The sequence below is a fragment of the Calditrichota bacterium genome, assembly GCA_020637445.1.
GTDB lineage: Bacteria > Electryoneota > RPQS01 > RPQS01 > RPQS01 > JABWCQ01.
In genome coordinates this window covers 1591532-1615006 of record JACJVZ010000001.1, presented here as the reverse complement: position 1 = coordinate 1615006, position 23475 = coordinate 1591532, and the positions used below count along the sequence as shown (strand labels likewise).

Annotated in this window: 22 protein-coding genes; all 22 read left to right on the top strand. The window is 53.1% G+C overall.

Annotation, left to right across the window (positions count from 1 at the left end; genetic code table 11):
- Positions 1-6 precede the first annotated feature (6 nt).
- The 22 genes from H6507_06835 (at position 7) to asnB (ending at position 23419) form a co-directional block, all read left to right on the top strand.
- The gene (locus tag H6507_06835) at positions 7-258 is read left to right on the top strand and encodes a hypothetical protein (protein MCB9368801.1); all 252 of its coding nucleotides are present in this window, start codon (positions 7-9) and stop codon (positions 256-258) included.
- Between the two features lie 196 nt (positions 259-454).
- Positions 455-1177 carry a flagellar basal-body rod protein FlgF gene (gene flgF, locus H6507_06830; protein ID MCB9368800.1) on the top strand — a complete coding sequence of 241 codons (723 nt, stop codon included), beginning with the start codon at positions 455-457 and terminating at the stop codon, positions 1175-1177.
- Positions 1178-1191: 14 nt separating this feature from the next.
- On the top strand, positions 1192-1977 hold the full coding sequence (flgG, locus tag H6507_06825; protein ID MCB9368799.1) for a flagellar basal-body rod protein FlgG: 786 nt from the start codon (positions 1192-1194) through the stop codon (positions 1975-1977).
- A complete protein-coding gene (flgA, locus tag H6507_06820; GenBank protein MCB9368798.1) occupies positions 1977-2648 on the top strand; it encodes a flagellar basal body P-ring formation protein FlgA in 672 nt (223 codons plus the stop codon). The genes flgG and flgA overlap by 1 nt, the downstream gene beginning before the upstream one ends.
- Positions 2620-3201: a flagellar basal body L-ring protein FlgH gene (locus tag H6507_06815; GenBank protein ID MCB9368797.1), complete on the top strand. Its 582-nt coding sequence runs from the start codon at positions 2620-2622 to the stop codon at positions 3199-3201. Before flgA ends, H6507_06815 begins: the two co-directional genes overlap by 29 nt.
- On the top strand, positions 3201-4289 hold the full coding sequence (locus H6507_06810) for a flagellar basal body P-ring protein FlgI (protein MCB9368796.1): 1089 nt from the start codon (positions 3201-3203) through the stop codon (positions 4287-4289). Before H6507_06815 ends, H6507_06810 begins: the two co-directional genes overlap by 1 nt.
- Entirely contained in the window at positions 4289-4585 is a 297-nt protein-coding gene (locus H6507_06805; protein ID MCB9368795.1) for a hypothetical protein, read from the top strand. The genes H6507_06810 and H6507_06805 overlap by 1 nt, the downstream gene beginning before the upstream one ends.
- Positions 4582-4944, top strand: coding sequence for a hypothetical protein (locus H6507_06800; protein ID MCB9368794.1), 363 nt, complete (start codon positions 4582-4584; stop codon positions 4942-4944). The genes H6507_06805 and H6507_06800 overlap by 4 nt, the downstream gene beginning before the upstream one ends.
- Before the next feature lies 1 nt (position 4945).
- Complete coding sequence (gene flgK, locus H6507_06795) at positions 4946-6325, top strand: flagellar hook-associated protein FlgK (GenBank protein ID MCB9368793.1); 1380 nt, start codon at positions 4946-4948, stop codon at positions 6323-6325.
- Between the two features lies 1 nt (position 6326).
- Positions 6327-7277 (top strand): flagellar hook-associated protein FlgL, encoded by a 951-nt coding sequence (flgL, locus tag H6507_06790; protein ID MCB9368792.1) that lies wholly within the window; start codon positions 6327-6329, stop codon positions 7275-7277.
- Between the two features lies 1 nt (position 7278).
- Positions 7279-8319 (top strand): GDP-mannose 4,6-dehydratase, encoded by a 1041-nt coding sequence (gene gmd, locus H6507_06785; GenBank protein MCB9368791.1) that lies wholly within the window; start codon positions 7279-7281, stop codon positions 8317-8319.
- A 4-nt stretch (positions 8320-8323) separates the two neighbouring features.
- Positions 8324-10993 carry a glycosyltransferase gene (locus H6507_06780; GenBank protein ID MCB9368790.1) on the top strand — a complete coding sequence of 890 codons (2670 nt, stop codon included), beginning with the start codon at positions 8324-8326 and terminating at the stop codon, positions 10991-10993.
- Positions 10980-12518 (top strand): glycosyltransferase, encoded by a 1539-nt coding sequence (locus H6507_06775; GenBank protein ID MCB9368789.1) that lies wholly within the window; start codon positions 10980-10982, stop codon positions 12516-12518. The genes H6507_06780 and H6507_06775 overlap by 14 nt, the downstream gene beginning before the upstream one ends.
- Positions 12475-15270 carry a glycosyltransferase gene (locus H6507_06770; GenBank protein MCB9368788.1) on the top strand — a complete coding sequence of 932 codons (2796 nt, stop codon included), beginning with the start codon at positions 12475-12477 and terminating at the stop codon, positions 15268-15270. The genes H6507_06775 and H6507_06770 overlap by 44 nt, the downstream gene beginning before the upstream one ends.
- Positions 15267-16448 (top strand): DUF115 domain-containing protein, encoded by a 1182-nt coding sequence (locus tag H6507_06765; GenBank protein MCB9368787.1) that lies wholly within the window; start codon positions 15267-15269, stop codon positions 16446-16448. The genes H6507_06770 and H6507_06765 overlap by 4 nt, the downstream gene beginning before the upstream one ends.
- Positions 16435-17736, top strand: coding sequence for a glycosyltransferase (locus tag H6507_06760; GenBank protein MCB9368786.1), 1302 nt, complete (start codon positions 16435-16437; stop codon positions 17734-17736). The genes H6507_06765 and H6507_06760 overlap by 14 nt, the downstream gene beginning before the upstream one ends.
- The gene (locus H6507_06755; protein MCB9368785.1) at positions 17736-19289 is read left to right on the top strand and encodes a glycosyltransferase family 9 protein; all 1554 of its coding nucleotides are present in this window, start codon (positions 17736-17738) and stop codon (positions 19287-19289) included. Before H6507_06760 ends, H6507_06755 begins: the two co-directional genes overlap by 1 nt.
- Positions 19286-19894: a hypothetical protein gene (locus H6507_06750; GenBank protein MCB9368784.1), complete on the top strand. Its 609-nt coding sequence runs from the start codon at positions 19286-19288 to the stop codon at positions 19892-19894. The genes H6507_06755 and H6507_06750 overlap by 4 nt, the downstream gene beginning before the upstream one ends.
- 91 nt (positions 19895-19985) lie before the next feature.
- Positions 19986-20360, top strand: a complete 375-nt coding sequence (locus H6507_06745) for a MerR family transcriptional regulator (protein ID MCB9368783.1) — start codon at positions 19986-19988, stop codon at positions 20358-20360.
- A 28-nt stretch (positions 20361-20388) separates the two neighbouring features.
- Positions 20389-21288, top strand: a complete 900-nt coding sequence (locus H6507_06740) for a flagellin (GenBank protein MCB9368782.1) — start codon at positions 20389-20391, stop codon at positions 21286-21288.
- A gap of 7 nt (positions 21289-21295) precedes the next feature.
- Positions 21296-21661: a hypothetical protein gene (locus H6507_06735; GenBank protein ID MCB9368781.1), complete on the top strand. Its 366-nt coding sequence runs from the start codon at positions 21296-21298 to the stop codon at positions 21659-21661.
- A 6-nt stretch (positions 21662-21667) separates the two neighbouring features.
- Positions 21668-23419, top strand: coding sequence for an asparagine synthase (glutamine-hydrolyzing) (asnB, locus tag H6507_06730; protein ID MCB9368780.1), 1752 nt, complete (start codon positions 21668-21670; stop codon positions 23417-23419).
- The last annotated feature ends 56 nt before the right edge of the window (positions 23420-23475 follow it).

The following is a 23475-nucleotide window of genomic DNA, read 5'->3' as shown; positions in this document are numbered from 1 at the left end:
TCCGTCGTGTCACATCAAAACATCCCCCTGCGCGTCGGTGAAATCGTCACCGCCAAAGTTCGCCGTAAACTCTCTTCGACCCGAGTCATGATCGATCTCAAGGGGCGAGTTTTGGTCGCGGACCCCGAACAACCTGTTTCCGTTGGCGATCCGATCACTGTGCAGGTGCTGGCAATTTCTCCGCGTATTCGCCTGCGTTTGCTCCCCCCGCCGCAGGGCTCGACAAACCAGCCGTTCCCACTCGATCTCCGGACATAAATCCCGCTCTTGCCCTCCTGAACAGCAGCGGCACTTTGTGCCGAATCACCTGTTTACATCCTCAATCTCCATAGCTTTTCTTTCCCGCTAAATACCTGTAGATACACAGCTTAACTTTCTTTGCATTTTGCATGAAGATGTTATAGCGTCTGGCACCATCCTTGCAACTATTCTGCTCGGGTAACATAACTCTGCTATGATAAAAGGTATCTACAACTCAGGTGCGGCGATGCGCGCAGGTCTCCTGCGGCAGGACATCACCGCCAACAATCTCGCAAATGCGTCCACCACCGGATTCAAGCAGGATCGCTTCGTGCTCGAACAACAGGTCGATGGCAAAAATGTCGATGAAAACCGCAATCTCTTGACTGCGGTGAACGCCGGACGCTATGTCAATTTCTCTTCAGGTCCGCTTGAGAACACGACCGCGCCGCTTGATTTCGCGCTCCAAGGAGAAGGCTTCTTCGTCATCGCGGATGATTCCGGCACGTTCTACACGCGCAACGGACGCTTTGACCGCAATGCCGAAGGCACGCTCGTCGATGCCCAAGGCCGTCGTGTGCAGGGTGTCGGCGGAGACATCACGCTCCCCCCGGGAACGATCACGGTTGCCGATGACGGAAGCGTTTCCGTTGACGGCAAACCCGTCGACAGACTCCGAGTCGTAGAGTTCGACGATCCCGGCTCGCTGGCCAAAAACGGAGATAATCTCTTCAGTGACCCCTCTTCCGCGGCCGGCGAACGCGACGCACTCCGTCCGCAAGTCGCACAAGGATTTCTTGAACAGTCAAATGTTGACGCCGTTCGTGAAATGGTCGAAATGATCGCGACCTCAAGGCACTATGAAGCAAGTTCCCGCCTCTTGATGGCGCAGGATACATCATTGAATCACGTCGTGAATGACATCGGCAGAGTCTAAGAAGGCAAAAAAACATGATCAAAGCTCTTTACACCTCCGCGTCCGGTATGTATGCACAACAGACGAATCTCGACAATACGGCGAGCAACATCTCCAATGCGAATACCACCGGATACAAGCGCAGCCGCATCGAATTTCAAGACCTGATTTACGAGAATATCCGCATTCCTACTCCCACTGAGCAAGGTACGTCGCTGCCGGTTCCATTGCAGGTCGGCGGCGGCACCCGCGTTGTTGCAAGTGTCAAGAATTTCGAAATGGGGACGCCGCAAGAAACCGGAAATCCACTGGACTTGATGGTTCAGGGCGACGGGTTCTTTCAAGTGCTGATGCCCGACGGAACGCTTGGATACACACGTGACGGATCGTGGAAGATGACGGCCGAGGGCCAAATCGTAAATGCCCAGGGCCTTCCCATGGAACCGCCGATCAACATTCCGACGGATGCCACGTCAATCTTGGTCTCACCTGAAGGCCGCGTGTCCGTTATGACGCAAGGTACCGTCGATCCCACGGAAATCGGTCAAATTGAGTTGGCGCGTTTCGTGAATCCCGCAGGTCTTTTGAATGACGGCGGAAACGTCTACACCCAGTCCGTTTCGTCCGGCGATCCGCTGACTGCGACGCCCGGCTCTGACGGCACGGGAACGCTGGAACAAGGCTATCTCGAATCGTCGAACGTGAAAATCGTCAATGAAATGATCAATCTGATCACGGCGCAGCGAGGGTACGAACTTAATTCCCGCGCGATCCGAACCGCCGATGACATGATCAACATCGCAACGCAATTAAAACGGTAATGAAACTTGGTTGGTTGTTCACACTTTGCCTGATAACTAACATGGCCGTCGCGCAAGACTATACCGTGCTTGAAAGACTGATAGCACTCTCTTGGCAGCCGCACGAAGTCTCCTGTACGTGGATGCCGATCTTCGGAGATCCCGCGAGGCTGAACGAGTTGACCAACATCGAACCTTCCGCTCCGATTGAGTCCTGTTCCTATGGCATCATGACGGTCACTTTGACCGGTACGGATACAAATGGAGAGCACAAACGTGTGACGTTCAAAGGCAAAGCGCGAATCTTCGGCCAGGCCTTCAGCGTCGCTTCGCGTGTGAAAATCGGAGAAAAGATCAGCGGTGACATGCTTGCGTCGCTGACCTGTGAGTGGAGCAGTCTGCGCACGACCGCTCTGCTTGATCGTGATGCCATAATCGGCAAGCTCGCTGTGCGCCCGTTGATTCCGGGCCGCGCGATTCTTGCCACGGATGTTCGCCCGCGTCCCGTCATTCAGTCCGGCGATCCCGTTACGATAATGTACGAACGCAACGGCGTGACAGTGAAAGTCGACGGAATTGCCATGAAAGAAGGCGGCGTCGGCGAGAAAATTCCCGTGCGCGTCCCCGAAGTTGACAAAAACCGACTTGTAGGAGTCATTCAAGATGATGCTACGCTGCGTTGGATTCCTTAGCTTGATTCTCGTGCCGCTGTTTGCCTTTGCGAACGGTTCACACTCGCGCGGACTTGCGCCGTCGATGTACAGTGATTGCATCGCGCGCAACGTCGGCGATCAAGTGACGGTTCTGATTATCGAAAATTCGCTGGCCTCCGCGTCGGCTCGCACCAATACGAAAGGCGAATACGACGCCGAACTTTCCGCGGGCGGTACCGGCGCCTTAGATTTTATACCTCTGCTTTCCGGCAGCGGATCGTCCAAAAGCGAACACAAAGGAACGGGCACCACGACTCGTCAAGGTTCGCTTCGCGCAAGTGTTGTCGCGAGAGTGGTTGAAGTCCTGCCCAACGGTGACTTGCGTATCGAAGGTGAAAAATCCGTTGTCATTAATGGCGAACGTCAATTGACGATTCTCTCCGGCACCGTGCGTCAGTCAGACATCACTCCGGCAAATACGATTACGTCCGATTTGATCGGCGACGCCGAAATCTCCTATAAAGGAAAAGGCGTCCTCGCTAATACGGAACGCCCCGGAATTTTTGCTCGCATCTTCGACTGGATCTTCTAATGAGAGCTATCCTGTTCATATTGCTCGCGTCGTTCTCGATCAGTTCCGCCGGTGTTCGCATCGGTGATTTGACCAATTATCCGAACACCACTCCCGTCTCTCTGACGGGTTACGGTCTCATCGTCGGATTGGCCGGAACGGGCGATGGCAGTAAATCGACGTTCACTCCGCAGACTTTTGCGACCATGCTCAAGCAGTTTGGAATCGAAGTCGCACCCGGCGAACTAAAATTGAAAAACGTCGCCGCCGTTATGGTATCCTGTGAAATGCCTGCAGGCTCGCGTCGCGGTTCGCGCTTGGATGCGCTCGTGTCTTCGCTTGGTGATGCAACGAGCCTTCAAGGCGGAACTCTGTTGCGAACCGTACTCGCCGATCCCTGGGGCAATCCCATTGCCGAAGTTCAGGGACCCGTTTCCATTGGTGGATTCAACTTTGAGACAGGCGGCACTCGTGTATCCCGCAATCATGCTGTCGCCGGACGTATTCCGAGCGGCACGATACTTTTTGAAGATGGCCCGGAATTGCCCGCTCCGTCCGACAGCATCGTGCTCATGCTTGAACAGCCTGATTTGAGGATGGCCGTTAACATCACTAAAGCGATTAACGGTGTTTTTGTCGATGCTGCCCGCACGGAAGATCCGTCGATGATCGTCGTGAACGTGCCTCCAATGTACGAAACACAGAGTGATCGTTTCGAGTTTCAATCCGCGATCGAAGACATCGAAGTAAACCCCGACGGTACGGACAAAATCGTCATCAACGAGCGCACCGGTACTATCGTGGTCGGAACGGCCGTTACTCTGTTGCCAACGGCTATTGCGCACGGAAATCTCACGGTAGAAATTTCCGAACGGCCCGTCATCAGCCAACCGAATCAATTTGGACAAGGCGAGACCGTCGTCGAAAAACAAAGTACGATTTCCGTCGAGAATGCGGGGGAAGGATTGAAAGAAATCGGCGGTGGTGCGTCCGCCGGCGAAGTTGCGCGGATGCTGAATTCGCTTGGGGTCACACCGCGCGACATGATTGCAATTTTCCAAGGACTAAAGGCTGCCGGCGCGCTCCGTGCAGAGCTGGTTATCATCTAATGAAGATTACACCCGCAAACTCTTTCGTTCCCGTCAAGAACACGCTTGAAAAAGCTGACTCCGACGCCGAACTGAAAAAAGCTGCCAAAGGATTTGAAACTCTCTTGACGCACCAACTTGTCCAAGAGCTGCAAAAAGACCTCGACGGTCAGTCCATGTTCGGGAGCGGAGTGGAGGGACATACGATCGGAGCTATGGCCGAGTGGGAACTCGCCTCCAAACTGGCGGAGTCCATTGATCTCGGTGTCTACGAGCAATTGAAAGCGGCCGTCGCTGCAAGGAAGGAAGATAAGTGAGTCCTGAAGCCCACGAATTTGTCCGCGAACTTGGTTGTCTGAAAATTCATATTCAGCACCTTGAACAGCGCCTGCGCAGAAACGAACTCACAGGTATCGAAGGCGAATCTACGGAAGTCGAAGCCACGCTGGTGCGTTTGCTTCGTGCACAGCGCGCGCTTCCCCGCAATGAGCAGCAGCAAATGCGCCGCCGCTTTGTGGCGGTGCGGCAAGATGCGCTGCGTACCCTGGAAATCTCCCGGCGTATTCTCGACGAGAGCCTGAAAGCGACTGTCGAGTTACTCGAGACGATTGAAGCAACCTGCAATTATGACGGACGCCGCGGCGGACATTCCATCATGATCGACCGAAAGGCATAAGATGAGTTCTCTCTCGAATATTCTCCAACAGGGACGCCGTGCGTTGCAGGTGCAGCAGCTTGCCATGCAAGTGATTGGACACAATACGACCAATGCTGGCACCGAGGGGTACTCGCGCCGCCGGATTGACCTTGGAACCTCGCCGCCCGGATCAACGGGTCAATGGAATCTCGGTTCTGGCGTCGATGTTGACAGGCTCGGAAGAATCCGCGACACGCTACTTGATTCGCAAATCCGCGATAGCACCACCGTTTCTTCGTATTGGAGTTCGCGTGAAGATCAACTCGGCAGAGTTGAAGACGTCTTCAATGCGCTCGGCGACAACAACCTCGGCTCTCTAATGGATGACTTTTGGCAGGGCTGGCAAGACCTCGCCAATGATCCTGAAAGTATGACGCCGCGCTACTCGCTGCGTGACCGTGCCAGCGCGTTAGTCAGCACTCTAAAGCGTGTTCACAAAAATCTCAGCGACCAAATCGAAGACGTCAATGCGCGCATTACCGCCGGCGCCGAACAAGTTAATGACCTGACTTCCGCTATCGCCGAGCTCAACGTGCGTATCGTTCAAAGTGAACTTGGTGGTGAAGAAGCGTCTGACCTCCGTGATTCCCGCGACCTGTTGGTTGAGCAGCTATCCGGCTTGACGGACGTGTCTGTGCAGGAGCAATCAGACGGTTCCATCAATGTCTACAGCGGCGGACATATCATGGTCCAAAGAGACCTTGCCGTTCCGCTGACGATCGACCGCGTCGACACAGATCCGAAACGGGAAGTCGTCCTGACTCTCGGAACTTCGGGTTCACATTGGAAAGCAAACGGTGGAGAATTGGGAGCACTCTTTGAGCAGCGTGACCAAGAACTCCCCAAACTTCTCGAACAACTCGATAGCTTCGCCCGCGAATTCGCGACCGCCGTCAACTCGGTTCATACAACGGGTTACGGTCTTGACGGTTCCAGCGGCAACGAGTTCTTCGCTCCCGGCGTAACGGGCGTTCAAGATCTTGCCGTATCCAATGCGATTCTTGAAGATCCCTCGCGAATTGCGTCCGCTTCGGCCAGCGATGCTCCCGGCGACAATTCAATCGCCCTGGCCATCGCGGGACTGCAAACGCAAGCCACTTCGTCCGGCATAACGCTTGACCAAATGCTGCGCAATATTCCGCTCGAAGCTGGCAGTAAACGGGCCGCCGCAATTCAACAAAACGACATTGAGGCCGCAGTTCTCAATAACGCCGTCAACCGGAGATTCTCGATCAGCGGTGTTAGTCTTGACGAAGAAATGGCGCACTTGCTCGAAGCGCAAAAAGCCTACGAAGCGGCGGCAAAGATCGTCCAGACCGTTGACGAAATGATGCAAACAGTTCTTAGCCTGAAGCAGTAATATGCGAGTTTCTCATTTACAGCAGCACCAAAGCTTTGTTCGCGATGTTGAACAGCGTTTGTACAACATGACGCGAATACAGCAGGAACTTGGAACCGGCAAAAGCCTGTTCCAACCCTCTGAAGATGTGGTCTCCGCGGACAAAGCGCTAAATGCGCGCTCGCAGCTCGAATCCATCGCCCAATATCAACGCAACATAGAAAACGGACAGGGATTTGTTTCTGCGGCCGACGGCAAACTCACGTCGATTGTCGACCTGATCAACGAGATCGATGCGCTGGCGCTTTCGGTGGACAATGACCATGCGACCGCTGAGGACCGGACGTTCGCGGCACAAGAGCTGAACCAAAAGCTCGAATCGTTGATGGAGTATGCAAATGCTCAGTTTGGAGACCGCTATCTTTTCGCAGGTCATGGTACGCTCCAATCGCCGTTTGAAATCGAGCGCGACGAAAACGGTTTGATCACGAATGTCACCGCGGCTTCTGAGTCGATTGAAGGGAAGATCTACCGGACAATTGACGAAGGTGAGAATGTCGCGATTAACGTCACAGGCGACCGTATCTTCCAACCTACCGGCGAAGAAAACACGGCCTCCGACTTGTTCTATGTTATCCGAAATCTGCGCGATACAATCGCAAACGACAATACTCCGCCGGACGGCGAAGAAGAGACGCTCAGCACTCACGCCCTGCGCGCCAATCTGGACGACATCCGCAATCGAATCGTTGAACAACAAACGTATCTTGGTTCGTTGGGTCAGCGCCTAAACAACAAACTCGCCGAGCTCAGTGCTTCCAAGATTGATTGGACGGATAGACTTGAAAACGCGCAAGGAGCCGAGATGACGGATCTCGTCAGCAGACTTGCGGTGGAAGAAGGAGTTTACAACGCGTTGGTTGCAATTCAATCCCGGGTTCTGAACCGGTCACTCATAGACTATCTGGGTTAACATGTCAAAACGAGCACTCATTACCGGAATCACCGGACAAGACGGAAGTTACCTTGCTGAATTGCTGCTTGATAAAGGGTACACCGTTTTCGGAATGGTCAGACGTTCCAGCACGGAAAACTTTGCTCGCATCGAGCACTTGCGCGAGAAGATCAATTTGGTCCAAGGCGACTTGTTGGACGCGAACTCGCTTGAGAAAGTGCTGAAGAACTCTAAGCCTGACGAAATCTACAATCTCGCAGCGCAAAGCTTCGTTCCCGCGTCGTGGGACCAACCGATTCTCACCGGTGAATTTACCGCTTTGGGCGTGGCAAGATTGCTCGAAGCCATGCGCACCGTGTGTCCGTATGCGAGATTTTATCAAGCGTCCTCTTCGGAAATGTTCGGAAAAGTACTCGAAGTTCCGCAGCGTGAGTCCACGCCGTTCTATCCGCGCAGTCCGTATGGCGTTGCCAAGGTTTACGGCCACTACATCACGGTTAATATGCGGGAATCGTACGACCTGTTCGCCTGCAGCGGCATTCTATTCAATCATGAGTCTCCCCGGCGTGGACTGGAATTCGTGACTCGTAAAATTTCCCGCAGTGTCGCCGCGATCAAGTTGGGACTGCAAAAACATCTTGAACTCGGCAATCTCGATGCACGTCGTGATTGGGGATTCGCAGGGGACTACGTGGATGCGATGTGGCGGATGCTGCAGCAGGACCAGCCCGGCGACTACGTCGTCGCGACTGGAAGCACACATTCCGTTAAAGAATTTGTCGATGCCGCATTTGAGGTCGTCGGTTTGAAAACGGACGAGCATGTAAGAATCCGTGCCGATCTCATTCGTCCTGCGGAAGTGGATCTGCTTGTTGGTGACCCGTCCAAAGCGAAACAACTATTGCATTGGACGCCGACCGTCGATTTCCATGGATTAGTGGAGATGATGGTAAAGGCGGACTTTGACGACTTGTCTAAGCGAAATGCTTCGAACCCCAAGCATGCGTTTGCAGAAAAGAAGAGAGCACGTCGAGTCAATCAAACAGCGGTAACTCCGTAGTACTGTGTCTGCGTCAGAAGAAACCTTTGTAAATCTCGCCCGGAGAGTTGCTTGTGAGCCGCAGGAGTACAACTCCTACCAGCGGAGATGGAGCAGACTCTTCATCTTGGCGGAAGAGGAACCCTCGGCGGCGAATCAGTTCACACTGATTAGGGCCAGTTTCCCGGCCTGCTTAGCGGAACAAGGATGGTATTCTTACTTCGGCCAACGGACGGCATCGCTTCTGCGCAGCCCCTCAGTTTCCGAGTTGCGTTCCGTCGAGCAGAATGTTTTGCAAAAGCTCAGCAAGAGGTTCGCCGCATTTTCCGGCGAATTTCGCGCTCAAAGCAAGCACGTCACGCCGTCGCGCTCAGGCTCTTCTTTTCGCACGATCGGCATTGACTTACGCCCGCTGTCCATCGCGTCAAGCAGAAAACGCGGCATCGGACGCTATCTGGTCAACACTTTTCGCCACCTTGCACCATTGCTTAAGTCCCGTCAAATTGTCCTGCTCACTGAACCCACTGTGGAAGTGGATGATGAACTCAAGTTGCTTTTTGATGGCCAGAACGTAAGTACGCGCGAATTCGGACCAGGCTGTGATCACGACCTTGATTTGTTCCTGTTGACGGATCCAACGCCTGTGCTTACGGGCAAACGCCTTTCAAAGCTGCCGGTTCACAACTGTCCGTGGATGTCGATTGTCTACGATTTTATTCCCTTGGAATTTCCTGAACTCTATTTAGTGGGAAATGACCAACTCGTGGACGAGTATCTCGAGAATGTCGAAACTCTCGCGTCAAAGTCCGTCGCGGTGTTTCCGATTTCCAGCTACATTGGCGAACAATGTCAGTCGCTGCTAAACCTTCCTGCCGATCGAGTTGTTCCGATCTTCGGCGGTGTCGAAGACAGCTTCTTTGAACACGTTTCAAACAACGAAGACTCGGCGAGTCGCAACTACCCGTTCTTCCTGTATGTCGGCGGGGCGGACGCGCGAAAAAATATCGCGGGACTGCTGGTCTCTTTTGCCGAAGCGCTGCCGAGCCTCCCCGATGACTGCAAGCTCGTGCTTGTCGGCGAAATGACAGAATCGAAAACGAGTCGTCTGTTGTCGCAGCTTAATCTTCTGTCGCTGCAAGGACATGTGATTGGCCTTGGCGGCGTCGATGACGACAAGCTGAGAAGTCTATATTCAAATGCGCTCGCGACCGTGTTCGTATCCTTAAGTGAGGGGCTTGGACTGCCCGCGCTTGAAGCGATGGCCGCGGGATGCCCGGTGATTGCCTCAAAGACGTCCGCGCTGGGCGAAACCGTGGCTGATGCAGGTGTTGTCGTGGATCCGCTCAATTCGAGCGAGATTGCTGCTGCGATGATCGAAATGGCTAACAACTCGGAATTGCGTTCTCAAGTTTCTCAAAAGGGTGTGAAACACGCCAGATTGTGGAAGTGGGAAACTGTGGTGGCGACATTGTTGGAAGGAATGGAACGCCACGCCGCTCCAAAACAGCGCAGTGCTGTTCGTTCGCGGCGGCTTCAAGTCGCTATGGTGAACCGCAGCAACGTTTGGAGTGCGCCGGGTGGAGATTCGAGAATTATGCGCCAAATGCAATCAGCGGCGGCGTTGCGGGAGATGGACGTCTATTTCCCCTCTACTCGAAATCAGCTCGAACGAGCCGACGTCATTCACTTCGTGAACATGACGTTGCCCGCACAGTTCGAACCTGTCGCCCAAATTGCGCAGAGTGCCAGCATTCCGCTCGCTCTTACGACTTTGTACGAAGACTGGCCGCAGTTCCTTAATGCGTCTCATGAATCGTTCTCGGTTTACAGATCATTTCTCGTTGGAGAAACCGGTTTTGAGTCGATTGCGCCCGGACTTCGCAAGCTCGCGTCCCACTCGCCTGCCAAAAGCGTGAACTTCACCTCGGCACTCGACACAGTAGATCTCTTTCTCGCCTGTGCGAATTCGGAAGCAGACCGTTTACGCGATGACTTTCCGCACATTGGTTCGAGAGTTTCTGTCATGCCGTTTCATGTCGATCCGCCGCAAACAGCGGATTCCAATGCCTTGACATCTCTCTACGAGAAATTGGGCTTCGAAGAATATGTTCTGTGTATTGGCCGCCTTGAGACAAGAAAGAACCAGCTTGCTCTATTGGCAGCGCTGCAAAATGTGGATGTGCCCATAGTTTTCGCCACCGGCGGTTACACTCCGCAGCCGCCCTACTCAAAAGCCGTGCGGATGTGGAAGCGTCAAGCTCCCGTCAGATTTATCGAACGAATTCCGTGGAATGTCATGTCGGCATTGATCCAAGGCGCCGCCGTTCACGCGTTACCGAGCTTCTACGAGCTTCCCGGACTTGTGCATTTGGAAGCGGCGGCAGCCGGGGTTCCGGTGGTAGCCTCTGATTGGGGAGCGATTGAAGATTACTTGCCGCGGCAGCATTTTCATGCTTGTGACCCGCTGGATTTGGAATCTATTACGTCGGCTGTGACAAACGCCCTCTCAAAGAGACCGGCTCCGGCGGCCGCGCAGATCGCAAGATCGTATTCATCCGAAAAGCTCGCCAATGCGATTCATTCGGCCTACGAGTCGCTTGCCACTAAAAACAATTTCGCTTCAACGAGAAATAAGAATACAAAAATACAATTGCAAAGCGCACATATTTCCGGAGGAGTCCATGTCGCTGTCTAATCCATCTTTACAAAAAGACGTCAGTATCATTATTCCAGTTCACAATCGTCGTGATCTAACGGAGCGTTGCCTCGAGTCTATTGCCGGAAGTACAAATCAAGTCACGTATGAGGTAATCGTCGTCGACAACGGTTCCACGGATGGAACGAGAGAATTGTTGGATGCGATCGACGGTGATTTCACGGTTGTCGCCAACAAACTCAACGAAGGATTTGCGTCTGCCTGCAACCGTGGTGCGCGAATCGCGAACGGCAGGTACCTGCTCTTCTTGAACAACGACACCGAGGTTCCCGACAACTACTTGGACGTGCTGACTTCGTGTGCTGCAAAACATCCCGAAGTCGCGGCGATCGGTGCGAAACTTATCTATCCGAATGGTAAAGCACAGCACGCGGGAATTGCGTTCGACGAAGAAGGCACGCCGTTTCATATCTTCCAAAACTTTGCAGCGGATCATCCCGCCATTTGCGAATCGCGCGAAATGGCCGCGGTAACCGCTGCATGCATGTTAATTGAGAAGAAGCACTTTGAGTCTGTCTTTGGCTTCGATGCAAGTTATCAAAATGGCTTTGAGGACGTCGATCTCTGCCTAAAACTTGCTCAAAAAGGTCTCCGCAGCTACTACTGTGCCGACTGTACTATCTTGCATCACGAAGAGTCGACAGAAGGGCGGAAAACGCACGACGCCGAAAACATGATTCTCTTCGCGACTCGTTGGACCGGACTCATTGAGCAAGACGACAATAAATATCTGGCGCCATATGGATTGGAAATTCAGCAAAAGGGAAACGGTTGGGCCTATGTTGAAACACAGGGCGAATCAAATGCAATCGGTACGAATCCCCAAATCATGCTGGACACGGCGCAAAAGAAGTACCTGGAAGGCAGACACGAAGAAGCCGCAAAGATATTGAATAGTATTGTGTCAAAACGCTTGACGCTCGGAACGGACGACGAGTTCGAGACGTGGCAATTGCTTGGCAACTGCATGGCGCGTTTGAACAAGGCCGAAGAAGCGGAAGAAGCCTATCTGCACGCTGCCGAAACGGATTTCAATTCCGAACGGCCTTTCCTTGGTCTTGGCTCGGTCGCAATGCTTCAAGAAAATTGGACAGCGGCACAGTATGGTTTCCTTGCGGCATTGTCGCGAAATCCCGAAACCACGCGCGGCGAATTCGGGCTGGGAATTAGTCTTGCGGCCCGCGGACGGCACAGCGATTCACTAAAGCACTTTAAGAAAGTCGTCGAACGTGAGCCGCGCAACAGCGAAGCGGTTTTCTATTTGTACAGATCGTCTATGGAAGCAAACAAGCCTCAAGAGGCGATCGCCGCGCTGTCCAGATATCTCGAAGAGAATACCGATGACGTCGATTTCTGGTTCCACCTTTCCGGTGCGCAATGGAAGTCCGGATCTTTTGACGACGCAATCGCGACGTGCCGCAAAGTCTTAGAACTGAATCCTCAACACGCGGGAGCCGAAAGTGCCCTGCGCTTCATGGAAAGTCGTGTCGGAGCAGCCGTCTAATATTCTTGTCATACAATGGGCGCGTTTGGGTGACTTGTTCCATTCGCGTCCTCTGTGTGAAGCGGCGCTGAGGATTTTTCATCCTGCTTCGCTCACGTTTTCGTGTGATTCGGCATACGCGAACATTGTGATGTCGTTTCCGGAAGTGGACCGTGTCATGCCGCTGAATCTCGGAGCCTTGACAGCGATGAGTCGAACGGACGCGCTGCTTCCGGAGTCATTGACAAGCGTGCGTGAGATGATTGAAGACCAGCACTTTGACGTCGTCATCAACCTTACGAATCACGAGGCCGCAAAAGTCTTCGCGTCTGCGATGCGCGCGTCGCGACAGTTCGGGTATGGTACGGATGATGACAATTTGCTGCGTGACTTTGAAACGCAACTTCTGACAGGTAGCCGCTGTCTTCACATTGCGGAAATGTGGAAGAGTCTCGTAGAATCGTCTGGAAGTCTGCGGCCGCCGAGGTCGCTTATGCCAAATGGTTTACCAGGGGAACGGCAAATAGCTGTGCTGATTTGTGACGCTGGATCAGTGGACCGGTCTCTGACACACGAGTCGATTGCTCATCTTTGCGGTGTGTTGCTGCAGGCAGGTGTCGAACAGGTCAAGCTAATCGGCTCGCGGATACCTGCGCAGCGGCCTCCCTCTGACGATAGAATAGTGGATCTGCGCGGCCGAACCTCGCTGAGTGAATTGCGGACCCATCTGATGGAAAGTAGTTGTGTTATTGGACCGGACACAGGCGCATTGCATTATGCCGACGCACTTGGCAAACACGTGATAGGTTTGTATTTCGCAGGCGCGCGTGTTGGTCAAACAGGCCCACTTTGCAATCGCACAAGGTGCATCGAAGCGGAGTCTCAAGATGAGTCGTTCAGAAGAAATGTTGAGCGATTCATCGTTGACACACTCGCCGGACGAGAAGTCGCTTCGCATTCTTCCGGGCTTGACTCCGATGAGCGCGTGAGTATCGTCATCACGGAACACGCGCAAACTCACTATACAGATGTCTTGCTGAAGCAACTTTGGACTATTTCTGATCTGCTTAGCACGGAGATCATCGTGATGAGCAGCGGGCTATCTCCGGCTGAGGAGCAATTTGCTCGACTTCGGAAGGGTATCGTATCGGACATTTCAGCAAACCCGAGGACGTTTGCCGAAGCCTGTAACAAAGGCGCAATGCTCGCAAGCGGAACGTGGCTGCTCTTTCTAAATGATGATTGTGAAATTAGTGGTGACCAGCTTCTGAAATTAGTTTCCGAACGGCAGAATGGAACCATTGTCGGCCCGAGATTGCGCCATTGGGATGGTTTGCTTCAATCGTCCGGTTTTTCGTTCGATGGGCGGGAAGTTACGGAGGAATCACACGGAAATTGGGTCGCGCGCAATGCCGCACTTGATGGCGTTAGTGCCGCGGCGTTGTTAATCGAGCGGTCTCTGTTCATGAAACTGGGCGGATTTGACGAGCGCTTTCGCAATGGATACGAAGATGTCGACCTATGTCTAAGGGCACAAGCCTCAGGTGTTTCCTTCAAAATCGCCGACTGTGACATTCTTCATTATGGTGGCTCATCTCCAGAGAGATTCGAGCACGATGATGAGAACTTGAATGTGTTGCTCGACCGATGGAGCGCTAGTATTTGGAAAGTGGGGGAAATCGCTTCGTCAGAACAAAGTCAGACGCCACTTGTGATTCTTTCGGAGGAATCTGAAGTGAGCACAGCGGCAGTGTTGAGATGGCGGGAACCTCTCTCGACAATTGGGCTGACTGAAGGCATAGATCTTAAGTGGATTTGTACGCGGACGGCATCGAGCGAGGAGTGTAGTGCCGCAATCAAGAATGCCAACCAAATCGTGGTATTTCGGTCCTTGACTTCAAAAAGTGTGCAAGAAAAGCTGATTGATTGGGCTCGTGCACATGCAGGTCAATTGATCTACGATTGCGATGACATCTTGATAGAACGGTTCCCAAGAGGCTCGTTGCGTGCTCAGAAGCGACGCGAGTACGAAGAGTCCGTCAAAGAGTTGATCGATCATGCGGCGCTATTTGTAGGTGCGACGGAGGAAGTCGTACGGCAGAATGCGATGGCTCGGTGTCGACGCATTGTCATAGATACGAAACCTGCTGTTTGCCATTTCGAAACCACAAGTTACCATCCTTCGCCTGGAGTGTTCAACATTGGTTACGCCGGCGGAGCCGTACATCAGACGGACTTTGCCTTAGTCGCACCGGCGCTCGAATATCTCTTGGAATTAGAGGATGCTGTGCACTTTTATTGGTGGGGAGCGCATCCCGGTGAATTGTCGTCGCACCCAAAAGCACGGAGAGGTGGCGCATGGTGCAGCGACTACAAGACGCACTTGGAGAGGATTCAGCGCGTTCCGATTGACTTGTGGATTGTTCCTTTGGCGGATTCACCTCACAACGCCGCACGATCTCCGATCAAGGCGTTCGAATACGTTGGAATGAATGCTGGTTGTTTGTTTTCGAATGTTGAACCCTACAAGAGTGTCCTTTCTCCGCTCGCGGAGAATCTGCTCGTAAACAATGACACGCAATCATGGATTGAGGCAATCACAAGCAGCATGGGAGATCAAAGTAGGTTGCGGAGGACGGGGGAGGTTAGCTCAATGCGTGAGATTCTAAGAGCAAGCGTTGGGCGGCACGAAATGCTTGCGGAGTTGTTCCCGAAGTTTCAAAGGAAACAACCCGCAGAACAAATTTACGAAGATCTCGCGGGCGTGCTGTGATCGTTTTTGAAAATATAGCATCAGAATCCGGCCCGCTGGTTTTGCGTCACGCAGCTTCCGGTGTACTCTTGCACAGCGGCGTTGATCCTCTTGCCGAGGCGGAGTCCGTCGCTGTTGCTCTCGCCCAACAACAAGTTCAGCGTGTACTTTGTATCGGCCACGGACTTGGATATGTGCCTCAGGCTCTAAAAGCCGTCGGGATTGCCTGCCACTCAGTTGAAGTATTTCCTGAGCTCATCGATGCAGAGTCTGGCAACACAGGTACCCGCTGTGACGCATTTGCGAAGTCGGATCACGATCTGAAGAGCATCGTGGCCGGAATGCCTCCTCAAACGCGCATCATTATCTTGCCCTATGTTCTTTCGCTTCGCGACAAGCTGCCGCAGTCTCTTGCGGATTACATTTCATTTATTCACGTAACTCAGCAGTCGCAGCAACTCTACCGTGATCTGATCAATAGAAATATCGTCGTAAATGGCGATGAACTTGAATCTATGAAGCCGCTAAGTTTTAAAAAGTGCAAATCAAACAAAATAGGAGTCGCCCTGGGAGCGGGGCCAACTCTTTCTGCGGCAATCAGTACGCTTACCGAACGTCGTTCTGAGCTGTGTTTGGTCGCCGCGTCGGGCGCAGTGCCCGCATTGTCGAAGCACGGCATCAACGCGGACTGGATTGTTGCCATGGAAGCGCGGGAAACAACCGAACGAGACTTGGAGACCGCGGCCGACGGTTCAAAAGTGATTTTCTTCCCGTGGACCGACCCGGCCGCTTTGCGACAGAAACGTCTTGACCGTTATCTTGCAGTTGAGGAACTTGGCCTTGAAACCTCTGGAGGATCCACAGGACTCGCAGCGGCAGACTTCTGCAGCAAGATAACTCGCGGCGCGTTGTTCATGATTGGGATGGACATGAGCGACAAAAGTGGCGAGTATGCTCAAGGAAGTCAACGGGAATCGGCGAATATTAATCTGCGCGTACCAAAATTCAATTTTATGCGCAGCGCCGCGAGCCAATGGGCGACCAGAAACGGAGAGAGATTCCTTTACCATATGGTCATGCCCGGTGATGATGAAGTACGAGGGTTCAAACGGCTTTATCCGGTTGAATTTGAAACCGAGTTGTCCCGTGAACAGGGTCGACGAAGTTTGGTCATAGAAACAGCAAATGATTTCATTTAAAAAACCGGCAACGGATACCGCAACGCCGAAACTAAAAGTGGTCGTGCCGACGCCTCTCTACGGCGGAAGTTTGCCGTTGGCTTACCACGCGGCCGAAGCCTTCACTGAACTTGGACACGAGTGCCTGCTATTGGGCTTTGACTCCTACTATTCCTTGTATGCCGGTATTGGCGAGAGCGGAGTGGGAAGTGAGTTCAAAAAGCTGCAAGGTCGACTTGCGGAGCTCCTCAGCGACGTTACCGTTGAGCGCGCTATCGAAACAAAAGCGGATATCGTGTGGTACACCGCGCAGTCTCCCGTTACCATTGCGGGACTGCGCCGATTGCGGGAATCGGGAATCAAGACGGCGTTATGGTTCGTTGAAGACGTGAGGCGGTTCGAGTATTGGAAATATCTTGCACAAGAATATGACGTTGTCTTTACGATTCAAACCGGCACGGCTGCTGACGCTCTGAAACAAGCTGGAGCGAGAGCAGTCTACTACTTGCCCGTTGCCGCAAATCCAAACCTGCATCGCCCGCTTGACGTGAGCAATTCAGATCGTGTGAAATACGGAAGTCCAGTTTCCTTTGTCGGCGCCGGCTACATAAATCGTGTTGATCTCTTTGGCCGCCTCGATCTTGATGGTCTCAAGCTGTGGGGAAACGACTGGCCGCCCGCGTGGAACTCAAAACTGCAAGATGGCGGAAGGCGTGTTGCACCCGAAGAAACGGCATTGATTTACAACTGTACGGATGTCAATCTGAACATTCATAGTGCCGTCGGAGCCGAAACGCTGCAATGCGGAGACTTTGTTAATCCGCGGACATTTGAGATCGCGGCCTGTGGAGGATTTCAAATAGTAAATCGACAAGAACCATTGTCCGATTTGTTTTCGCCTGACGAGATTTGTATCGTGGACACTGAAACCGAGCTTCGCGAAGCAGTTCAGTATTTTCACGCGCACCCTGCGGAACGGCAAGAGAGGGCGGCATGTTCGCGTGACCGGGTTTTGCGCGAACATACATATGTTCACCGCATTCGCGAAGCCTTGAAGTTTATGTTCGCGGTGCCAGTCCAGAGTCAGAAGCACGTGAATCCTACGATTGCCGATCTGAAAACGGCCGCATGGGGCGACGACGAGTTGACGGCATTTCTTTCGCAGTTTGACGATGCTCGGCCGGCACGGCTTGCTGATCTTGTTGCAAAAGTCGGCAACTCCGGGAAGAAATTGTCGCGATCGGAGTTAACAATTCTCATGATGCACGAGTTTCGAAATTGGGGAATTGAGAAAGGCGCCATCGGCTGATGAGGAGAGCTCTGGTCATTGCGGTCACGAGACTCGGCGATTTGATTCAAACTGAGCCGATGCTGCGTGCGCTTCGCAGGTCCGGCAGTGCCGATCATGTCACGTTGCTGGTCGAAAAGTCGTTCCTGCCGGTTGCTCGTCTGCTAAACGGAGCTGACGAGATCTTTGATATCGATTTCGAGCCGCTGCTTGGCGGACTTGATTCCCGTGTAAGCGGACTTCCTCTTCGCGATCATGCGAAACTTGCCGCTTGGCTCGCCGACTCGGCTTTTGATGTCGTGTTCAATCTCACGCACACCCGGCCTTCGATGGTTATGTCACGCCTGACAGGAAACACGGTGCAAGGCGTGACGTTGGATAATGACGGATCTCAAGTTGTGCGAAACCCTTGGCTGCAATATTTCTTCGCGACGAACTTAGCTCGTCCGTGGAGTTCATTTAATCTGATTGATGTCTACGTAAATGCGGTTGAACCAGCCGTCGATTTCAATTCTCGATTGCCGCAGGTCGGGAAACCTGCTTTTGGCAGAAGTGTCAACCGGTGGCAAGATGCCGAGATCGTAATTCATGCTGGAGCATCTCAGTCTGACAAACAGTGGCCGCTAAACCGTTTCGTCGAGCTAAGCGATCTTTTGCTTGATAGAGGCGCGCGCGTGACGCTAATCGGTGGGAAAAGGTCCTCCGAAATCAGCAGTGCATTTCCGGTGCATAAGTATTTTACCGACCGGATGGGTCAAACGTCGGTAGAGGACCTGCAGAGCTTGTTTGCAAATGCGAGCCTCTTGGTTTCAGCCGATTCCGGCCCTGTGCATGTTGCTGCGGCCTCAGGGCTTCCGATTATCGCAATTGAAGGTGGGAGTGCACATGGGTTTGAAACCGCGCCTTATATGGAGGGATCGTATGTCATCCAGCCGCACCTCGATCAAGTGCTCGAGAGGATTCCGAACAAAACTGTGACGTCGGCTTCCGCAGAACGCGTGACCGTGGAAACGGTTATGTCTCTGATCGAATCGCATTTCGATCAGCACATGCAGTTCATCGATTCCCCCGGGTGTTCGATCTATCGAACGGCGGGCAGCGCCGACATCCCCGGTCTTGAGTTGGTGTCCGTAAGCGGCGAGCACAAACGTTATGACCAGTGGCAGAGTGTTCTGCGCAGGGTTTGGTGGTCGGTGATTGGATTGCGCGGTCGAACAGCGGAAAACAATACGTCAGTGCTTAGTCGCTCCTTCGATGACGCCAGAAAGAGTGCGCACGACATATATGCGGCTTCTGCGGACGTCAAAAGACTTGCTTCCCGTGCGTCGGCTCTGTCCAGCGCCGAACATGCTCTCGCAAAAGAACTCTTGAAACATCCGCCGCTTCACCACGTGAACCACTTTCTGCAAATCGCCCGTGCCAGTGTTGGCGGTGAATCGATTTCAGAAATGGCAGCGGAGCTTGAATCACTGTACGGACGATTTCATGAAGCAGTCCGTGAACTTCAACCATTGTTGAAAGCGACTTCAACTTTCGATTTCATTAAATCACATCATAAAGAGGCAGTCTTATGAAGATCTATTTGAACGGTCTTGAGCTCGGACGCGAAGCGACCGGCGAAATGGAGGTCGGACAAGTTCTCTCCGAAGTTCAGTCCGAAATCCATAACGGCGGAAAAGTCATGCTTGCAGCATCAATCGACGGAGTACCTGTCGAAAGTGGATTCCGCCGCAGGCGGCAGCTTGCAACTCCCGTGACCCGCGTCAATAAACTAGAGCTGACGGTGCAAGATCCGGACGTTGTTTCTGAGCAAATCTTGAAGGACTCCATTCAGATGTACAGGCAAGTTCAGCACGATGTTCCGAGTGTCGCAGCACGTTACCGCGTTGGTGACGAGTTTGCCGCTAACCAGCAACTCGCCGATGTGCTCGACCGCTTGACGCTTTCGCTCAAAGGAACGTCACTCGCCTTGAAAAGTAAGCCGATTGCCGGCGGTTTACACGCACGGCTGAACGAAGCAGGAGGTGCTCTCGTCCCCGTCTTAGACAAAGTACTGGCCGCCCAAACCTCCGGCGATTACACGGCCTTGGCCGACCAACTTGAATACAAACTACCGCAAGCCTTAAAGCAATGCTACGACTGTATGGTACAGGCAGTGGACAATCTGCCGACCGCTTAGAAATTAGTGACCCATGGAACAAATTAAAGTTCTTGAACCAGTATTCCGATAACCTGAGTGTAAGGAATCTGAATCATCTGGAGTACTTGTCATGAAACACGAAGAACTTTTGACTGTCCCCCGCGCAAGGTCGCCCAAAGGCCCCAAGCTCTATTCCATCGGACAGGTCCACGCTATCACCGGAATTCCGAAGCCGACCATCCGCTACTGGGAAAAGGAGTTTGAAAGCTATCTTGAGCCCTTGCGCACCACCGGAAACCAGCGCCGCTATGACGAGAAGAGCATCGCTGATCTGGAAAAGATCAACTATCTGGTGAAGGTCCAAGGCTACACGCTCGATGGAGCCAAGCGCAAACTTGAATTACTGCGTAAAGTTGACGTCGAACGTCCGCAGAGCAACGATCCGATGGCGGAACTCGCCCGCGCAATGTCGGACTATCTGTTGAAGAAATTGTCCCGCGATTAGCGGGTGAAACCTAAATCACGGGAGTAACATGAGTACGAGAATCAATCACAACTTGCTGTCGCTTGGCGCCCAGCGCGCCGTATGGACGGCCCAGAACGACCTCGATTCGGCCGTTCAGCGATTGTCGAGTGGACTTCGAATAAATTACGCGTGGGATGATCCCACCGGTTTGGGAATCAGCGAGCGCCTGCGCTCTTCGATTTCCGGAATGGTCGAAGCCGAAAAGAACGCGAACTACAACATCAATATGATGCAGACCGCCGAAGGCGCGCTGGCTGTAATAGATGAAAAGCTGATCCGTATGCGCGCCATTGCCATTCAGGCTGCAAACGGTGTTCTTACGACCTTCGATCGCCAAGTCGCCAACGTCGAGTTCCAACAGCTCAAAAGCGAAATGGACCGCATCGCACGCACCGCTAACTACAACGGATACTATCTGCTGGACGGTTCGCGGTCGGCGTCGACGCAAAGCACGGATCCTACGACGGCACTCGGATACAACGCGGTCTCTACCGCCGCCGAAGCGACTTCAATTAAGTTCCACATCGGCGAAAATAACGTCGTCGGACAGGACTACTACTATATCAATATCGCTGGTATGACGGCGTCTGACCTCGGAGTCGACGGGCTGGATGTCTCCAACACCGCCAGTGCCCAGAGCGCTATCGTATCCTTGATTGAAGCCATCAACTCCAAGGACACGACGCGTACGTTCCTCGGGTCAATGGTCACTAGACTTCAGAATACGATTCTGAATCTGAAAATCTCTAAGGAAAATGCGACCGCCTCCGAATCGCAAATCCGTGACGCGGACTTCGCCGAAGAAATGTCGAACTTCACCCGCGCGCAAATCCTGATGCAGACCGGCGTCTCCATGCTGGGTACCGCGAATCAAGTCCCGAATATTGTCGCCCAATTGGTCGGCTAACTAAAGGATGAGAGTGACTGAACAGCATACTGCCAAAACTTCACGAAAATCGGACGATCTGCTTGAAAAACTCAGGCAGATCTCCGATGCTCTGTGGGATGCCGCTCAAAAGAGAGAAGTCGGCAGACTCGACGAACTTCTAACTCGGCGCGAAAACACGCTGCAAGAAGTCAACTGCCTGAAGCCCCTAAACGAAGCACAGCGTCGAACTCTTCTGGCGATTCAAGCCGCCGACAAGTATGTCATGCGTCAGCTTGAAAACGAGCTGAACGTGCTTGACCGCAGGCTCGCAGGAGTGAATCGCAGAAAAGGCGCTGCGGCCGGTTATCGCAACGGCAAAACTGCTAAAAGTTACGTTTCGCGCACAGGCTAAGCGACTATGTGTGGATCTGTCGCCCTACTGAATACGTCCACGGACACAGAACACGTCCTGCGCAATGCGCTCCACCTGCTGGAGTCGCGCGGACCCGACGGTTCCGGTGTTGCGGTTGCCTCGCATGGAGCTATCGGACATTGTAGACTTGCTCTTCGCGATGAAGCTGCCGGTGGCCAGCCGATTCAATTGTCGGACGGCCGCACCATGTCGTATGTCGGCGAACTGTACAACGAAAATCTGCTCCGCAATATTCTGAAGTTGAGCGGATGGGCGCCGACAACGGCAAGCGATACCGAAATCCTGAGCCGTGCGATCGAATCGTGGGGTGATAAAGTCTGGAACAAACTTGATGCGATGTTCGCAATCATGTTGTTGTCCGAAGACGGTAGCCGTTTGCAGCTCGTGCGGGATAGGTTTGGCGTAAAGCCAATCTTCTTCGCGCGCTCCGAGAGCAACGTCGCTGCCGCGAGTCAGCCGTCTGCTTTGAGAGAAATCGGCTATTGCCGCGCTGCTTCTTTGCCGACTGTCTTGCATTTTCTGAAAACGTCGCAGATCACACTGAATGACCGTACCGTTTGGCAGGACGTCAAGCTCGCACCGCCGGGATCGCTGACTACGTTATCCGTTGAATCCGCTAATCAAATAATGTGGGCTGAGCCCCTTACTTTTGGCATTACGGAAAACAGCGGCGGTGACAAATCCTCGCGCTTGACCCATTTGCTCTCCGAGGCCGTTTACCGTCAAAGTCAGGCCGACACTCCGGTCGGAGTCTTTCTTTCCGGAGGTGTAGACAGCTCAATTCTCGCCGCGCTGTTCGCCAATATGCGACGCGAAACGATTCATACCTTTGCTATCGCTCTCGAAGGCGATACCGAAGATCTGGAGTATGCTCGAAAGGTTGCGAAACACGTCAAGTCCGAGCACGTTGAGACGGTGATTTCGCCCGAAGAGTTCTTCGAGAGGACAAAAGAGCTCACAAAACTCCGCGCTTTGCCGGTTTCGCTGCCAAACGAAGTCCTTATCTATAGGTTGTCGCTCGAGGCCAAGGCGAAGGTCAAAGCTGTGTTGTCCGGCGAAGGTGCCGACGAATTGTTCGGAGGCTATCATCGCCTGCAATCGAGGTTGCGAAATTCAAACGGCACAATGCACGATCTGCTCGCTTCCTACAGAGAAGCGACATCTTGGTTCAACGAACTCGATCTCCGGCAAAGTTTGCGCGATCCAAGCGCACTCGAAGAAGTAAAACGAGCCGATTTTGCCGAACTTTCAAACCTCCTTGTCGGCGTTGACGCTGAGCATGCCGCACGCGCGCTGCTGATTAGGGATCACTTCCCGCATCTTTTGCTGCGTTTGGACGGTGCGTCTATGTCCGGCTCAATTGAAGGACGTGTCCCGTTCACCGACAACGACGTCGTCAAACTGGCTTTGTCATTGTCTCCGGCCGAACTGCTTCCGGCTTTCGGTCTCGAGAAACCCGTCCTGCGAAAGAGCGGGGTGGGTCTGTTGCCTGAAGAGGTTTTGCGGAGGCCAAAGCGAGCCTTTAACGCCTCTCTTAACAAACTTTTTGAATCCAAGGCGGGTCAATTCGAATTAAACCGCGCCAAAAAGCAATCGCTGATTGCTAAACTGTTCGATTCAGAAAAGCTCGAGCAGATTTTAACTGAAGATCGCGAAACCCAAGTGTTTCACAGAACTTGGCTGATTTGTTCTTTAAGTTTGTGGAGTGAACTCTGCGGGGTCAGTGAAATTAACTGACCCTAAGTCCTTCCCCGTGGGGAATTTAAGTTCGCGGAAGGGTCGCCGATAATTCA

Coding starts and splice junctions, on each gene's coding strand:
- flgF (MCB9368800.1), top strand. CDS start 455: ATGATAAAAGGTATCTACAACTCAGGTGCGGCGATGCGCGCAGGTCTC.
- flgG (MCB9368799.1), top strand. CDS start 1,192: ATGATCAAAGCTCTTTACACCTCCGCGTCCGGTATGTATGCACAACAG.
- flgA (MCB9368798.1), top strand. CDS start 1,977: ATGAAACTTGGTTGGTTGTTCACACTTTGCCTGATAACTAACATGGCC.
- H6507_06815 (MCB9368797.1), top strand. CDS start 2,620: ATGATGCTACGCTGCGTTGGATTCCTTAGCTTGATTCTCGTGCCGCTG.
- H6507_06810 (MCB9368796.1), top strand. CDS start 3,201: ATGAGAGCTATCCTGTTCATATTGCTCGCGTCGTTCTCGATCAGTTCC.
- H6507_06805 (MCB9368795.1), top strand. CDS start 4,289: ATGAAGATTACACCCGCAAACTCTTTCGTTCCCGTCAAGAACACGCTT.
- flgK (MCB9368793.1), top strand. CDS start 4,946: ATGAGTTCTCTCTCGAATATTCTCCAACAGGGACGCCGTGCGTTGCAG.
- flgL (MCB9368792.1), top strand. CDS start 6,327: ATGCGAGTTTCTCATTTACAGCAGCACCAAAGCTTTGTTCGCGATGTT.
- gmd (MCB9368791.1), top strand. CDS start 7,279: ATGTCAAAACGAGCACTCATTACCGGAATCACCGGACAAGACGGAAGT.
- H6507_06775 (MCB9368789.1), top strand. CDS start 10,980: ATGTCGCTGTCTAATCCATCTTTACAAAAAGACGTCAGTATCATTATT.
- H6507_06760 (MCB9368786.1), top strand. CDS start 16,435: ATGATTTCATTTAAAAAACCGGCAACGGATACCGCAACGCCGAAACTA.
- H6507_06755 (MCB9368785.1), top strand. CDS start 17,736: ATGAGGAGAGCTCTGGTCATTGCGGTCACGAGACTCGGCGATTTGATT.
- H6507_06750 (MCB9368784.1), top strand. CDS start 19,286: ATGAAGATCTATTTGAACGGTCTTGAGCTCGGACGCGAAGCGACCGGC.
- H6507_06745 (MCB9368783.1), top strand. CDS start 19,986: ATGAAACACGAAGAACTTTTGACTGTCCCCCGCGCAAGGTCGCCCAAA.
- H6507_06740 (MCB9368782.1), top strand. CDS start 20,389: ATGAGTACGAGAATCAATCACAACTTGCTGTCGCTTGGCGCCCAGCGC.
- H6507_06735 (MCB9368781.1), top strand. CDS start 21,296: ATGAGAGTGACTGAACAGCATACTGCCAAAACTTCACGAAAATCGGAC.
- asnB (MCB9368780.1), top strand. CDS start 21,668: ATGTGTGGATCTGTCGCCCTACTGAATACGTCCACGGACACAGAACAC.